This window comes from Bradyrhizobium sp. SZCCHNRI3052 (assembly GCF_032484895.1).
In the GTDB taxonomy this organism is placed as follows: domain Bacteria; phylum Pseudomonadota; class Alphaproteobacteria; order Rhizobiales; family Xanthobacteraceae; genus Bradyrhizobium.
Window position 1 is genome coordinate 84,458 of the sequence record NZ_JAUETW010000018.1, and the last position, 14,370, is coordinate 98,827.

Below are 14,370 nucleotides of genomic sequence, written 5' to 3' on the forward strand. Positions count from 1 at the left end.
GATTGATTCGGGAATTTCGATGACAGAGACGGCCGACGAGCTGAGCGCCCCGCTCGGGCAGACGGAAAAGCGTCGCAGGCGCCGCATTCGGCTTCCCTTCACGGCCCTGCAGGCCCTCGCGATGCTGCTGGCGCTGTTCCTGGTCGTGTTTGCCGGCTTTGCGATGTTCAACGACAATCCACTCGGTGGCGAGCCGGTCGCCCGCGTCGCGATCAACGAGGGCGCAAAACCCACCGACGACAAGCCCGCCGCCAAGCCGGATGGCAAGCCAGACGCAAAGGCCGACCACGGCGCGGCCCCCGCGGCCAAGCAGGAGGGCGGCGAGCGCAAGACGGTCACCATCATCGACGGCTCCAGCGGCGCCCGCCAGGAGGTCGCGATCGGTGCCGGTGGCGAGACGGCAGAGCCTGGATCGGCCGCGCCCGCGAGCCAGATGCCCGGCGTGGACCCGCGGCTGCTGGAGAAGTCGCGCTACGGCATGATCCCGGTGATGGCCGACGGGCTGAAGCCATTCACTGCCTATGCGGCCGAGGCCGACCGCGCCAAGGCGGCGCGCATGCCGGCCGTCGCGATCGTGATCGGCGGTCTCGGCGTCGGCGCCGCCAAGACGGCGGACGCGATCATGAAGCTGCCGCCGGCGGTCACCCTGGCCTTCACGCCCTATGGCTCCGATCCGACCAAGCTCGCCGAGCGCGCCCGGGCGCAGCGCCACGAGATCCTGCTGCAGGTCCCGATGGAGCCCTACGACTATCCCGACAACGATCCGGGTCCGCAGACGCTGCTCGCAACACTCGGACCGGACCAGAACATCGACCGGCTGTTCTGGCACATGAGCCGGCTGCAGGGTTACGTCGGCATCGGCAACTTCATGGGTGCGCGCTTCGTCGCAACGGAAGCGGCGATGCAGCCGATCGTGAACGAGGCCGCCAAGCGCGGTCTGGCCCTGTTCGACGATGGCGCAGCCCCGCGCAGCGTGGCAGCCTCGCTGGCCACGGGGCTCGCGATGCCGTTCGCGAAGGGCGACGTCGCCATCGACGCGGTGCCGACCCCGGTCGAGATCGACAATGCGCTCGCCAAGCTCGAAAGCCTGGCCAAGGAACGTGGCGTCGCCGTCGGGACCGCCTCGGCGCTGCCGGCCTCGATCGACCGCATCGGCACCTGGATCAAGGGGCTCGACCGCAAGGGCATTCTGCTGGTGCCATTGACAACCGCGATGCTGAAATCAAAATCGAACTGAACGAACGTGCGCCGGCCCGACTGGCGACGTGACAGCGGGAGGCCTGCGCAGCGAGGCGCAGGGGTCCCCGCAGGAAGGCCGAGACCGGAATGACGCGCTACGAGGACCTGCCTTACCGCACCTGCGTCGGCATCATGCTGATCAATTCGGAGGGGCTGGTTTTCATCGGTCGCCGCGCCGGCGGAATCGAGCATGTCGACGACACCCATGTCTGGCAGATGCCGCAGGGCGGCGTCGATCCCGGCGAGGATGCCTGGGAGGCGGCCAAGCGCGAGCTGTATGAAGAGACCAGCGTGCGCTCCGTCGAGAAGCTGGCCGAGGTCGGCGACTGGCTGACCTACGATATTCCGCGCACGGTCGCAGGCCGTGCCTGGAAGGGGCGCTATCGCGGCCAGCGCCAGAAATGGTTCGCGCTGCGCTTCACCGGGGCCGATGCCGAGATCGATGTCGAGCGCCCCGGCGGCGGCCACCACAAGGCGGAATTCGTCAGCTGGCGCTGGGAGCCGATGAAGAACCTGCCGGGGCTGATCGTGCCGTTCAAGCGGCCGGTCTATGAGCGCGTGGTCAAGGAATTCGCTCCGCTCGCAGGCGATTGAATCGCGATCCCCGCCCTCGACGCGGTACCCGACATCCGCTAGTCCGCTTCTGCGCAGGAGCTGCAGGGAATCTCTGCAGATGCGTCGCGACGATGCCGTCATGATGCACTGCCATGCGAACGACAGCTCATGGATTCGAGGATGACCGAGACCAGACCCTATCGTCCGAATGTCGGCATCGCGCTGCTCAACGCCGAAGGGCTCGTCTTCCTTGGACGCCGCTTTCGCGACGACGGGCCGGAGATCGTGCTGCCCGGGCTCGAATGGCAGATGCCGCAGGGCGGCGTCGACCCCGGCGAGGATCTTCAGGCGGCAGCGCGGCGCGAGCTGTGGGAGGAGACCGGCATTCGCGACGCCGACATCCTCGGCGAGACCGACTGGCTGACTTACGAATTTCCGCCATTCGAGGATCCGAACCACCGGCTCGCGCGCTTTCGCGGCCAGCGTCAGAAATGGTTCGCGATGCGCTTCACCGGGCGCGACGCCGACATCGATCCGGTGACGCCGCGCAACGGCCAGCCGGCCGAGTTCGACGCCTGGCGCTGGGACCGCCTGGCGCGCGTCCCGGAGCTGGTGGTGCCGTTTCGCCGCGAGGTCTATCGCGCGGTGGCGCAGGCTTTTGCGCATCTCGCCAACGTTGGCGACTGATCTACGTCGAAGCGCGGGGCTCTTCGTCATTCAAGGGCCGACGCTCCGCGCGCCTCGGAAAGGCGATGTCGCGAGAGTTCGCCGGCCTAATTGTCCTCGACCGTGAACGGCCCGATCGCAATCACCCGGCAGTCGTTGTCGCGTGTGGCGCAGTCGGCCAGCGCGCCGCCGATCGCCGTCTCCTCACGGTCGCCATTGAGGCCGAAGCCGGGGTGGCCGGCCGTTCCGACCGCGACTGCATTCCAGCCCGACGTCGCGGCCTCGAGACGTCGCGCCACCTCCTCGCGCGCCTCCGGGGCGATCGCCTGATGGATGGCCGCGCGGAAGAAGCCGGTGGCTTTCATCACCGTCGGTATCGGCACCACGAAGGCATCGTCGAGCGCAACGATGATGCAGGCGGTGCCCGCCTGGGCACCGCAGGCTTCCAGATTGCGGCGAACCACATCGTCGACGAGGTCGCCGCCGACGCTGTAGAAGAACTGCCCGCCGGGCCCGAGCGCGATGGCCTTGGTCCGACGCGCCGTGCCGTAGTTCGCTTCGAGCCGGGCCCGGCCTGTATCGCGCACCAGCGGCATCTCTGCCGCGCTGAAGGCGCGCTCGGTCATCGGGTCGTGGCGCACCCAGGGCTGCGGCGGCAACGGCGGTTTGCTGTGCACGTAAACGACATTGTCGCCGACGGCATAGAGTTCGCATTTGCGCGGGCCGTTCGCGCTCTCCGCGCGTTGCTGACATTGCTCCAGCGCGGCCGATTTCGCCGCCTCATCGCTCGCCTGTCCGGTGACATAGGCGCTGACGCCGTTGATCGTGGTCGCGAACGCCTTGTGATCCGGTGCCGGCACGTAGTCGCGCGCCAGCGCAATGCGGGTCCGCTCGCTCACGAACGGCACGGCTTCAGGTGCAAACTTCTCGGCGGCGACAGAGGATGAAGGCGAGGGCGACTGTTGCGGCTGCGGCGAGTCGGCCGTCTGCCTGGCGACGGATGACTGCGTCGGCGCGGGGGATGGGGATGCAGACGGGACCGAGGACGGCGAAGCCGGCGTGGCCGACAGCCGGGCCAGCGCTTCCGCGGCCGCCTTGGCGGCATCGCGCTGCGCGGGGTGCGGATCGCGATAATCCAGATAGAGCTCGGTCCCGACCCCGACGGCTCCGAGCGCAACCACGGCGGCCACAATTCGCCAGATCAGGCGGAGCCCGCCGCCGCGGGCGACTTTCTTTTCTTCCGGCGGCGCGTAGGTGCCGTCCTCGCGGCGCATCGCCACGCGATAGGCGTGAACCGGGGTCGGGATGTTCTTGACCTCCCGCGCGCCCATGTCGGCGAACTGCACCGACAGCTTGTTGGCGACCTGCTCATGAACGGCGCGCGAGATGCAGATGCCGCCGACGTCGGCGAGGCCCTCGAGGCGTGCTGCGATGTTGACGCCGTCGCCGAGCAGATCGCCGTCGCGCTCGACGACGTCGCCGATGGTGATGCCGATGCGGTAGCTCATCTGCCGGCTCGGCGGATAGGCCATGTTGCGCGTGCGCAGGCTCTCCTGGATGTCGATCGCGCAACGCACCGCTTCGACCGCGCTGGGAAATTCCGCGAGCACCGCATCGCCAGCGGTGTTGAAGATGCGGCCGCCGGCTCGCGCGATGAAGTCGTCAACGACCTCGCGATAGGCCGCCAGTCGCCGTAGCGTCTCTTCTTCATCCTCCGCGACGAGGCGCGAATAGCCGGCGATATCGGCGGCGAAAATCGCCGCGATCTTGCGTTTCAAGACGATCTGTCCTGCCATGTCACCGCGCCCGCTGGATTGGCCGGGAGCATGCCGTCAGATCGGTGAGCATGCAACCGGCCTCCCTTGAAGTAGTCATCGACCGGCGCACGACGTTCGAGCCCCAAACGAAAATGGCCGGGCAGAGCCCGGCCATGAACGTTCATTCATACGTCGTGCGGTGGGATCAATGCAGCGCAGTCGTATTGAGCTGCTGCTGGATCGTCTTGAAGTGATCGAGCCGCTCGATCGCGCGATCGAGCTCGTTGCCTTGCTTCTCGTTCAGCTTGGATTCCATGCCGGCGATCTCGGCCGCGAAAGCTGTCTGGTCGAGCTCCTTCAGCGACGTGGCGACGTCGGCGAGAACCGTCAGACCCTTGTCCGAGATCTCGGCAAGGCCGCCGAGCACGATGATCTTCTGCTGCGATCCGCCTGATGTCACCGTCAGGATACCCGGCCGCAGCGTCGCCACGAACGGCGCATGCCCGGCGAGCACGCCGAAATCACCCTCCTGGCCGGGAACGTCGACCTGGTCGACCTCGCCCGAGAAGGCGATCTTTTCCGGCGAGACGAGATCGAAATGGAAAGTAGCCATTGGGAAACCTGCGAATAGCGAATAGCGAATGGCGAGTAGTGAAGGAGGAAGCAGCGAACAGCTCGTCTATTCGCTACTCCTTATCCGCTAATCGCCCTTAGGCCGCCTCGGCGGCCAGCTTCTTGCCCTTCTCGACCGCCTCGTCGATGTTGCCGACCATGTAGAAGGCGGCCTCCGGCAGGTGGTCGTACTTGCCTTCACACAGGCCCTTGAAGCCCTTGATGGTGTCGGCGAGGTCGACGAACTTGCCCGGCGATCCCGTGAAGATTTCGGCGACGTGGAACGGCTGCGACAGGAAGCGCTCGATCTTGCGGGCGCGGGCCACGGTCAGCTTGTCCTCTTCCGACAGCTCGTCCATGCCCAGGATGGCGATGATATCCTGCAGCGACTTGTAGCGCTGCAGAATCTGCTGGACCTGACGCGCGGTCTGATAGTGCTCCTCGCCGACGACCAGCGGGGAGAGCATGCGCGAGGTCGAGTCGAGCGGGTCCACCGCCGGGTAGATGCCCTTTTCCGAGATCGCGCGGTTGAGCACGGTGGTGGCGTCCAAATGCGCGAACGAGGTCGCCGGCGCCGGGTCGGTCAAGTCGTCGGCCGGCACGTAGATGGCCTGCACCGAGGTGATCGAGCCCTTGTTGGTGGTGGTGATGCGCTCCTGCAGCGCGCCCATGTCGGTGGCGAGCGTCGGCTGATAACCCACCGCCGAGGGGATGCGGCCGAGCAGCGCCGACACTTCCGAGCCGGCCTGGGTGAACCGGAAGATGTTGTCGACGAAGAACAGCACGTCCTGGCCCTGGTCGCGGAAGTGCTCGGCGACGGTGAGGCCGGTCAGGCCGACGCGGGCGCGGGCGCCGGGCGGCTCGTTCATCTGGCCGAACACCAGCGCGCACTTCGACTTGACGCTCGGATCGGGATTGTGCGGATCGGCGTTGACCTTGGATTCGATGAACTCGTGATAGAGGTCGTTGCCTTCACGGGTACGCTCGCCGACGCCGGCGAACACCGAATAACCACCGTGCGCCTTGGCGACGTTGTTGATGAGCTCCTGGATCAGCACGGTCTTGCCGACGCCGGCGCCGCCGAACAGACCGATCTTGCCGCCCTTGGCGTAGGGAGCCAAGAGGTCGACGACCTTGATGCCGGTGACGAGAATCTCGGCTTCGGTCGACTGGTCGGTGTAGCTCGGCGCGTCCGCGTGGATCGGACGCAGGCCCTCGGCCTCGACCGGACCGGCCTCGTCGATCGGCTCGCCGATCACGTTCATGATGCGGCCGAGCGTGCCGACGCCCACCGGCACCTGGATCGGCGAACCGGTGTCGGTCACCTCCTGGCCGCGGACCAGACCTTCGGTGGTGTCCATCGCGATGGTGCGCACGGTGGATTCGCCGAGATGCTGGGCCACTTCGAGCACCAGGCGGTTGCCGGCGTTCTTGGTTTCGAGCGAATTGAGAATGGCCGGCAGGTGACCTTCGAACTGCACGTCGACGACGGCGCCGATGACCTGGGTGATGCGACCGATCTGGTTGGCTGCGGTAGCCATTGAGTGTCTCTCCTTACGATCCGTATACGAAACCACGGTCGGCTCGACCGGGATATGTTCCTGGGTTGCGCTTCAACGGGCGCTGCGCGATCCGGCTAGACCGCCTCGGCGCCCGAAATGATTTCGATCAGTTCCTTGGTGATCATCGCCTGACGCGTGCGGTTGTAGATCAGCGTCTGCTTGCGGATCATCTCGCCGGCGTTGCGCGTGGCGTTGTCCATGGCCGACATCTGCGCACCGTAGAACGAGGCGTTGTTTTCGAGCAGTGCGCGGAAGATCTGCACCGCGAGATTGCGCGGCAGCAATCCAGCCAGGATCTCGTCCTCTTCCGGCTCGTATTCGTAAGGCGCCAGCGGCGCCGCATTGGCCGGGCGCGCTTCGACCACCAGCGGAATGATCTGCTGAGCGGTCGGGATCTGCGCGATCACCGAGCGGAAGCGCGAGTAGAACAGGGTGCAGACGTCGAATTCGCCGGCCTCGAAGCGGGCAATCACCTTCTTGGCGATCTCGTCGGCATTGGCGAAGCCGATCTGGCGCACGGAGCGCAGGTCCATGTGCTCGACGATCTGCTTGTCGAACTGGCGGCGAAGCTGCTCATAACCCTTGCGGCCAACGCAGAAGAACTTCACCTCCTTGCCCTGGTTCATCAGGGCGAGCGCACGCTCGCGCGCCAGGCGGACGATCGAGGAGTTGAACGCGCCAGACAGGCCGCGCTCGCCGGTGCAGACCAGCAGCAGGTGCACCTGATCGCGACCGGTGCCCGCCAACAGCTTCGGGCCGCCGGCGGAGGCGATGGTGGCGCTCGCGATGTTGGAGATCACGGCGTCCATCTTCTCGGCATAGGGACGCGCCGCTTCGGCCGCCTGCTGCGCGCGGCGCAGCTTGGAGGCGGCGACCATCTGCATGGCCTTGGTGATCTTCTGCGTCGCCTTGGTCGAGGCGATGCGGACCCGCATGTCTTTCAGTGACGCCATTGTTCGTCTAGCTCACCCCGGCGGCCGATCCGTTGAAGACCCGACCGCTCAACCCTGAGATTGGTCATGCCCGGCCTGGCGCCGGGCATGAGATGTCACGTTGTCCCACCCCGAAGGGCGTGGATCGCCGGCCGGAGCCGGCCACGACCTCGCGATCAGGCGAAGGTCTTGGCGAAGCCCTCGACAACCGCCTTCAGCTTGGCGGCGCTGTCGTCGGACAGATCCTTGCTGTCGCGGATCGCGTTGAGCAGGTCGGCATTCTTGCCGCGCAGCAGCGACAGCAGGCCGTCCTCGAAGGCGCGCACCTTGTTGAGCGGCAGCGGATCGAGATAGCCGTTGGTGCCGGCCCAGATCACGCAGACCTGCTCTTCCATCTTCAGCGGCGAGAACTGCGGCTGCTTCAGGAGCTCGGTCAGGCGCGCGCCGCGATTGAGCAGGCGCTGGGTCGAGGCGTCCAAGTCGGAGCCGAACTGCGCGAAGGCCGCCATCTCGCGGTACTGCGCCAGCTCGCCCTTGATCTTGCCGGCGACCTTCTTCATCGCCTTGGTCTGGGCCGAGGAGCCGACGCGCGACACCGACAGACCGACGTTCACGGCGGGACGGATGCCCTGGAAGAACAGATCGGTCTCCAGGAAGATCTGGCCGTCGGTGATCGAAATGACGTTGGTCGGAATGTAGGCCGACACGTCGTTGGCCTGGGTCTCGATGACGGGCAACGCGGTCAGCGACCCCAGACCATGGTCCTTGCTGAGCTTGGCGGCGCGCTCGAGCAGGCGGGAGTGCAGATAGAACACGTCGCCCGGATAGGCCTCGCGGCCCGGCGGACGGCGCAGCAGCAGCGACATCTGGCGATAGGCGACGGCCTGCTTCGACAGATCGTCATAGATGATGACGGCGTGCATGCCGTTGTCGCGGAAGTACTCGCCCATGGTGCAGCCGGTGAACGGGGCCAGATATTGCATCGGGGCCGGATCGGACGCGGTGGCGGCGATGACGATCGAATACTCCAGCGCGCCCTGCTCTTCGAGCACCTTCACGAACTGAGCGACGGTGGAGCGCTTCTGGCCGATCGCGACATAGACGCAGTACAGCTTCTGGCTCTCGGGAGCGCCAGCGACGTTCAGCGGCTTCTGGTTCAAGATGGTGTCGAGCGCGATCGCGGTCTTGCCGGTCTGACGGTCACCGATGATCAGCTCGCGCTGACCACGGCCGACCGGGATCAGGGCGTCGATCGCCTTGAGGCCGGTCGACATCGGCTCGTTCACCGACTTGCGCGGAATGATGCCGGGGGCCTTGACGTCGACGCGCTTGCGCTCGGTGGCCTGGATCGGGCCCTTGCCGTCGATCGGATTGCCGAGCGCGTCAACGACGCGGCCGAGCAGACCCTTGCCGACCGGAGCGTCGACGATGGCGCGGGTGCGCTTGACGGTCTGGCCTTCCTTGATCTCGCGGTCGGCGCCGAAGATGACGACGCCGACATTGTCGGTCTCGAGGTTCAGCGCCATGCCGCGGGTGCCGTTCTCGAACTCGACCATCTCGCCGGCCTGGACGTTGTCGAGACCGTAGACGCGGGCGATACCGTCACCGACGGACAGCACCTGTCCGACTTCGGTGACTTCGGCTTCCTGCCCGAAATTCTTGATCTGGTCCTTGAGGATCGCGGAAATTTCCGCGGCGCGGATGTCCATCAGCCTGCCTCTTTCATCGCGTGCTTGATCGAGTTGAGTTTGGTGCGAAGCGAACTATCGATCATGCGGCTGCCGAGCTTGACGACGAGCCCGCCGATAATCGCTGGATCGACTTTCACGTTGAGCGCGACGTCCTTGCCGGTCACCGTCTTCAGTGAGGCCTTCAAGGCGTCGAGATTCTTGTCGGAGAGCGGCTCGGCGACGACGACGTCGGCCGTGGCCTCTCCCTTGTATTTGGCGACCAGCGCGTTGAAGGCGCGGATCACGTCGGTCACCGCGAACAGGCGGCGGTTGGCGGTCAGCACGCGCAGCACGTTGGCGGCGACACCGGCGATGCCGGCCTTGTCCAGCACGGCATTCAGCGCCTTGAGCTGCACGTCCGCACCGAACACCGGACTGCGGACGAGGCGCTTGAGATCGGCGCTCTCATCGAGGAGGGCATTGAACCTGTCGAGATCGGCCTTGACCGCATCGACGGACTTTTCGTCACGGGCCAGTTCAAACAGGGCCGTCGCGTAACGACCGGACACACCGGATACGGAGGGATCTTCAGCAGCCACAGACGTGCTCTTTTTATATGCGCCCAACCCACAAGAGGGACACCGGCGCGCCGCTGCGGCGCAAACCAGCTAAGCCCTTGGAATTCAAGCAGGACTTTGATTTTCGATCGCCGCGAGAGCAGCTTGATCACGAAAAGCGGCGCTTTGCTAACATAGCGTACGCGCAGCCGCAACAAGCGGCGGCCCGCTATTCGGCACCTTGTTGCCGCGCCGCGGTCGGAGCCTACGCGCGGTCCAACGGACTCGCTTGATGGCCGCCCGCGCGCGCCCGCCCCCGATACCAGTCACTCAGCGCAAGGTTCCAGCTGTTGCTGCATGGCCGCCATGCTGGTTTGGCCTTGACTCCCGTCGGCGGTGCCCGGCGGCCGCCGACCAGCCCGCACCGACATTACTTGCTGACATCTTGGCATCCTAAGTGAGAACTTAACTCAACAGTATTTTGAAGTATTTGATCGTTAATAAACCGTTAACGCGGTGGATTACGGAATTTTCCGTGATGAGTAGACCGCGATGCAAGATGTTTCGATCAGAGCGGAACAATTTCTACTGCCCCATTCACGCCTCATTGCCCCACCAAACGGCGCGCGCCTCAACACCTGACGGGGGTCCACTGGCCGCAGAACGCGGCAATACTGTTCGAGGGACATAGATGCTGAAACTGAAGAACCTCTCGGCTGGCAAGATCGCCGGCTCGCGCACCGCGCTCGCCGTTGCCGTGACGCTGATCGTCGGCGGCAGCGCCACCGAAGCCTCGGCCCGGTCCAGGCACCACCATCACCACGCTCGCCACCACCATCATCACATGGCGCGCCATGCTGCTCAGCCCGCGGCCGACTCGTTTTCGAACGGATGGTCGTCCAACGGCTCCTCGTGGATGAACTCCAACGCAGCGGTCACGCCGTCGTCCGGCACCGGCCGCACTTTCTCCGGCATGGCGTCGTACTACGGCAACGAGTCCGGCAGCCGCACCGCCTCCGGCCAGCGCATGAACGCCAACGCGATGACCTGCGCTCACCGCTCGCTGCCGTTCGGCACCAAGCTGCGCGTGACCCATGGCGGCAACAGCGTCATCGTCACCGTCAACGACCGCGGCCCGTTCATCCGCGGCCGGGTGCTCGACCTGTCGACCGGCGCAGCCCGCGCCATCGGCCTGACCCGCGCCGGCGTCGGCCGCGTCACCGCCGAAGTCGTGTCGTAAGATACCCGATCTTTCCGCGCGTCATTGCGAGGAGCGAAGCGACGAAGCAATCCAGAGTCCCAACCCGGCCCTGGATTGCTTCGCTGCGCTCGCAATGACGGTGGAGAGAGCGCTACAAGAAGCTCTGCGGGTCGACGTCGACCTCGAGCTTGAGATTGCCCTTGGGCTTCTCGGCATGCGCCAGCCAGTGGCGCAGATAATCCGACAGGTCGAAATTGCGCGCCGACTTGAGCAGCAGCCGGAAGCGGTAGCGGCCCTTGATCACCGCGAGCGGCGCCTCAGCCGGGCCGAGCAGCAGCACGCCCTCCTCACGCGGCGCTGACGCGACCAGCCGGCGGGCGAAGCCTTCGGCAGTAGGCCGATCCCCCGCCGAGATGATCAGGCTCGCCAGCCTGCCGAACGGCGGATAGCCGGTGCGCTCGCGCGCGTCGATCTCGCTGGTGTAGAACGCCTCGCGGTCGCAGGCGACCAGCGCCTTCATGACGGGGTGCTCGGGCTGGTGGGTCTGCAGATAGCCGCGACCCCGCCCCTGCTCGCGGCCGGCGCGGCCGATCACCTGGTTCAAGAGCTGCCAGGTGCGCTCGGCGGCGCGCGGATCGCCATTGCCGAGGCCGAGATCGGCATCGACCACCCCGACCAGATTGAGCCGCGGAAAGTTGTGGCCCTTGGCGACGAGCTGGGTGCCGATGATGAGGTCGACGCGGCCTTCGGCGATCTCGGTCAGCTCGGCGCGCATGGTTTCGATCGAGGTGATCAGGTCGCTCGACAGCACCATGCTGCGCGCCTCAGGAAACAGCGCCGCCGCCTCCTCCTGCAGCCGCTCCACGCCGGGCCCCACCGCGACCAGCGATTCCTCGGCCGCGCAATGCGGGCAGGTCGGCGGCCGCGGCATCGAGAACCCGCAATGGTGACAGACCAGCCGCTGACGGAAACGATGATCGACCAGCCACGCGTCGCAGATGGTGCAGGCGAAGCGATGGCCGCAGGCGCGGCACAGGGTCAGCGGCGCATAGCCGCGGCGGTTCAGGAACAGCAGCGCCTGCTCGCCGCGCTCGATCGCGGTGCGGATCTCACCCGCCAGCCGCGGCGAGATGTAGCGGCCGCGCGGCGGCGGCTCGCGCCGGAGATCAATGGCCTCGATATGCGGCATGTGCTGGCCGCCGAACCGCGACGGCAGCGCGACGCGCTGATAGCGGCCCTTGCGAGCATTGACCTCGGTCTCGACCGAGGGGGTGGCCGAGGCCAGCACCACCGGAAATTTGGCGATGTGGCCGCGCACCACCGCCATGTCGCGGGCGTGGTAATGCGCGCCCTCGTCCTGCTTGTAGGCCTGATCGTGCTCCTCATCGACGACGATCAGGCCGAGATCGGCATAGGGCAGGAACAACGCCGAGCGGGCGCCGACCACGACCGGCGCCTCGCCGGCGGCGATCGCCGCCCAGTTGCGCTGGCGCGTGCGCGGGGTCAGCTCGGAATGCCATTCCAGCGGCCGCACGCCGAAGCGGCGCGAGAAGCGGTCGAGGAACTGGCCGGTGAGCGAAATCTCAGGCATCAGGATCAGCGACTGCCGGCCGCGGCGGACGGTCTCGGCGACCGCCTCGAAATAGACTTCGGTCTTGCCGGAGCCGGTGACGCCGTCGAGCAGCGCGACCTGGAAGCCGCCATCGGCGGCCAGCGCCCGCATCGCCGCGACGCCGGCCAGCTGCGCGTCGAAGAACTCGGGCTGCGCGAACGACGGATCGGGCGCCGGCGGCGGCAGCGCACGCGGCATCGCCTCGACCGTGAGGGTCCTCTCGTCGACCAGGCCGTCGATCACGCTGCTGGAGACGCCGATCTCGCGGACGAGGTCGGACTTTCCATGCAGCAGACCGTCTGACACCGCCTCGATGACCCGCCGCCGCGCCGGCGTCAGCCGCTTGGGCGGCTCGCCGACCAGGCGGACGCCGAGCCGGACACGCTCCGGGCGAAGATGCTCGCCCATGCGCAGGCACATCCGCAGCACCATGCCACGCGGCGACAGCGTGTAATTCGCGACCCAGTCGACCAGCGAGCGCAGCTCCGGCTTGAGGGGCGGCACCTCGAGCTTCTCGCTGACGTCCTTGAGCCGGTTGTGCAGCCGCGGATCCGGATTGGCATTCTCCGCCCACACCACCGCCAGTACCTCGCGCGGCCCGAGCGGCACGCCGACGATATCGCCCGGCTTCAGATCCATGCCGCGCGGCACGCGGTAGGAATAGGTGTGGTCGAGCGCGACCGGAACCAGCACGTCGACCACGCCGGTCGTGCTGGCTGCACCTGGAAAGAGGTCGGTCGCGCGGTCCATGAGGGCGGAGATAGCCTTGCTCTGGCTGAAGCGAAAGCCGTCCGGCAAAGTTAGCGAACGGTAAAGGACGACAGTGCGATATACATGACTCGACGAGATGAGATCGAGCTGTTCCCGCGAGCGCCATTGCACTCCCTCTTCCCGATCTTGCGGGGAGAGGCGCAAACCGAGTTCGCGGCGATCGACAACGCTTCACAGCGACCCATCCGTGGGCACGGACGCCATGACAAAGCAAACAGAGCCGACTCACGCGGACACGGACGAAGAGTCTGAGGCCACCGCCCTCCTCGGCGCCGACGAGGGCGTCGTCCAGGCCATGATGCAGTGGCTGGCGCATCTGCGTAGCGAGCGCCGGCTATCTCCGAAGACCGTGGAGGCTTATGCCCGCGACCTCCGGCAGTGCCTGCAATTCCTCTGCATCCATTGGGGCGAGCCGGTGACGCTGGTGCGCTTCGCGGGGCTGGAGGCCGCCGACATCCGCGCTTTCATGGCGATGCGCCGCGCCGACGACATCGCCGGACGTTCCCTGATGCGATCCTTGGCGGGCCTGCGCTCGTTCGGGCGCTTTCTGGAGCGCGAGGGCAAGGGCAAGGTCGGCGCCCTCTCAGGAATCCGCGCGCCAAAGATCGCCAAGAGCCTGCCGAAGCCGCTGCCGATGGACGCCGCCAAGCGCCTCGCCGATGCCGACGAGCGCGCCGGCGAGACCCGCGAGACCTGGGTGCTGGCACGCGACGCCGCGGTGATGGCGCTGCTGTATGGCTCCGGCCTGCGCATCTCCGAGGCGCTCGGGCTGAAACGCCGCGAAGTGCCGCGCCCCGGCGAAGGCGACGTGCTGGTGGTGACCGGCAAGGGCAACAAGACCCGGATGGTGCCGGTGCTGCAGAACGTGCTGCAGCTGATCGACGAGTATGCCAGGCTTTGCCCGTACCCGCTGCCTGCGGAGGGGCCGATGTTTCTCGGCGCCAAGGGCGGTCCGTTGAGCCCGCGCATCATCCAGCTCGCGATGGAGCGGCTGCGCGGCGCGCTGGGCCTGCCGGACAGCGCCACGCCGCACGCGCTGCGCCATTCCTTCGCGACGCACCTGTTGTCGCGCGGCGGCGATCTGCGCGCGATCCAGGAGCTGCTCGGCCACGCCTCGCTGTCGACGACGCAGATCTATACCGGCATCGATTCGGAGCGCCTGCTGCAGGTCTACGCGTCAGCGCATCCGCGACGGTGACATTTTTCGTTCATATCGTTTCGCTTGCGCTGTCCCCC

12 protein-coding genes are annotated in these 14,370 nt (G+C 66.6%); 5 read left to right on the forward strand and 7 right to left on the reverse strand.

Going from position 1 to position 14,370, the window contains the following annotated elements:
* Positions 1-19: 19 nt before the first annotated feature.
* The 3 genes from QW887_RS32370 to QW887_RS32380 all read left to right on the forward strand — a co-directional run bounded on the left by QW887_RS32370 (position 20) and on the right by QW887_RS32380 (position 2,481).
* Entirely contained in the window at positions 20-1,237 is a 1,218-nt protein-coding gene (locus QW887_RS32370) for a divergent polysaccharide deacetylase family protein (RefSeq protein WP_315715942.1), read from the forward strand.
* An 89-nt stretch (positions 1,238-1,326) separates the two neighbouring features.
* Positions 1,327-1,833 (forward strand): RNA pyrophosphohydrolase, encoded by a 507-nt coding sequence (locus QW887_RS32375; RefSeq protein WP_315715941.1) that lies wholly within the window; start codon positions 1,327-1,329, stop codon positions 1,831-1,833.
* 141 nt (positions 1,834-1,974) lie between these two features.
* Positions 1,975-2,481 carry an RNA pyrophosphohydrolase gene (locus tag QW887_RS32380; protein WP_315715940.1) on the forward strand — a complete coding sequence of 169 codons (507 nt, stop codon included), beginning with the start codon at positions 1,975-1,977 and terminating at the stop codon, positions 2,479-2,481.
* A gap of 86 nt (positions 2,482-2,567) precedes the next feature.
* On the opposite strand, the gene QW887_RS32385 is transcribed toward QW887_RS32380, so the two are convergent.
* From QW887_RS32385 to QW887_RS32410, 6 genes are all read right to left on the reverse strand, one after another.
* Positions 2,568-4,256 (reverse strand): adenylate/guanylate cyclase domain-containing protein, encoded by a 1,689-nt coding sequence (locus QW887_RS32385; protein WP_315715939.1) that lies wholly within the window; start codon positions 4,254-4,256, stop codon positions 2,568-2,570.
* A gap of 166 nt (positions 4,257-4,422) precedes the next feature.
* Complete coding sequence (locus QW887_RS32390; RefSeq protein WP_315715938.1) at positions 4,423-4,830, reverse strand: F0F1 ATP synthase subunit epsilon; 408 nt, start codon at positions 4,828-4,830, stop codon at positions 4,423-4,425.
* 97 nt (positions 4,831-4,927) lie between these two features.
* Entirely contained in the window at positions 4,928-6,370 is a 1,443-nt protein-coding gene (gene atpD / locus QW887_RS32395; protein WP_315715937.1) for a F0F1 ATP synthase subunit beta, read from the reverse strand.
* A gap of 95 nt (positions 6,371-6,465) precedes the next feature.
* Entirely contained in the window at positions 6,466-7,344 is an 879-nt protein-coding gene (locus QW887_RS32400) for a F0F1 ATP synthase subunit gamma (RefSeq protein ID WP_315715936.1), read from the reverse strand.
* Positions 7,345-7,499: 155 nt separating this feature from the next.
* Positions 7,500-9,032: a F0F1 ATP synthase subunit alpha gene (atpA, locus tag QW887_RS32405; protein WP_315715935.1), complete on the reverse strand. Its 1,533-nt coding sequence runs from the start codon at positions 9,030-9,032 to the stop codon at positions 7,500-7,502.
* Positions 9,032-9,592 carry a F0F1 ATP synthase subunit delta gene (locus tag QW887_RS32410; protein WP_315715934.1) on the reverse strand — a complete coding sequence of 187 codons (561 nt, stop codon included), beginning with the start codon at positions 9,590-9,592 and terminating at the stop codon, positions 9,032-9,034. Before QW887_RS32410 ends, atpA begins: the two co-directional genes overlap by 1 nt.
* Before the next feature lie 649 nt (positions 9,593-10,241).
* Here QW887_RS32410 and QW887_RS32415 point away from each other — a divergent pair.
* Positions 10,242-10,790 carry a septal ring lytic transglycosylase RlpA family protein gene (locus tag QW887_RS32415; protein ID WP_315715933.1) on the forward strand — a complete coding sequence of 183 codons (549 nt, stop codon included), beginning with the start codon at positions 10,242-10,244 and terminating at the stop codon, positions 10,788-10,790.
* Positions 10,791-10,902: 112 nt separating this feature from the next.
* Here QW887_RS32415 and QW887_RS32420 read toward each other — a convergent pair whose 3' ends face one another.
* Entirely contained in the window at positions 10,903-13,113 is a 2,211-nt protein-coding gene (locus QW887_RS32420; RefSeq protein WP_316195938.1) for a primosomal protein N', read from the reverse strand.
* A 316-nt stretch (positions 13,114-13,429) separates the two neighbouring features.
* Here QW887_RS32420 and QW887_RS32425 point away from each other — a divergent pair, with 316 nt between their 5' ends.
* Positions 13,430-14,332, forward strand: coding sequence for a tyrosine recombinase XerC (locus QW887_RS32425; protein WP_315716184.1), 903 nt, complete (start codon positions 13,430-13,432; stop codon positions 14,330-14,332).
* Positions 14,333-14,370 lie beyond the last annotated feature (38 nt).

Excerpts from the sequence above, each read along its gene's own strand:
- QW887_RS32370 (WP_315715942.1), top strand. The coding sequence starts at position 20 with ATGACAGAGACGGCCGACGAGCTGAGCGCCCCGCTCGGGCAGACGGAA.
- QW887_RS32375 (WP_315715941.1), top strand. The coding sequence starts at position 1,327 with ATGACGCGCTACGAGGACCTGCCTTACCGCACCTGCGTCGGCATCATG.
- QW887_RS32380 (WP_315715940.1), top strand. The coding sequence starts at position 1,975 with ATGACCGAGACCAGACCCTATCGTCCGAATGTCGGCATCGCGCTGCTC.
- QW887_RS32385 (WP_315715939.1), bottom strand. The coding sequence starts at position 4,256 with ATGGCAGGACAGATCGTCTTGAAACGCAAGATCGCGGCGATTTTCGCC.
- QW887_RS32390 (WP_315715938.1), bottom strand. The coding sequence starts at position 4,830 with ATGGCTACTTTCCATTTCGATCTCGTCTCGCCGGAAAAGATCGCCTTC.
- atpD (WP_315715937.1), bottom strand. The coding sequence starts at position 6,370 with ATGGCTACCGCAGCCAACCAGATCGGTCGCATCACCCAGGTCATCGGC.
- QW887_RS32400 (WP_315715936.1), bottom strand. The coding sequence starts at position 7,344 with ATGGCGTCACTGAAAGACATGCGGGTCCGCATCGCCTCGACCAAGGCG.
- atpA (WP_315715935.1), bottom strand. The coding sequence starts at position 9,032 with ATGGACATCCGCGCCGCGGAAATTTCCGCGATCCTCAAGGACCAGATC.
- QW887_RS32415 (WP_315715933.1), top strand. The coding sequence starts at position 10,242 with ATGCTGAAACTGAAGAACCTCTCGGCTGGCAAGATCGCCGGCTCGCGC.
- QW887_RS32420 (WP_316195938.1), bottom strand. The coding sequence starts at position 13,113 with ATGGACCGCGCGACCGACCTCTTTCCAGGTGCAGCCAGCACGACCGGC.
- QW887_RS32425 (WP_315716184.1), top strand. The coding sequence starts at position 13,430 with ATGATGCAGTGGCTGGCGCATCTGCGTAGCGAGCGCCGGCTATCTCCG.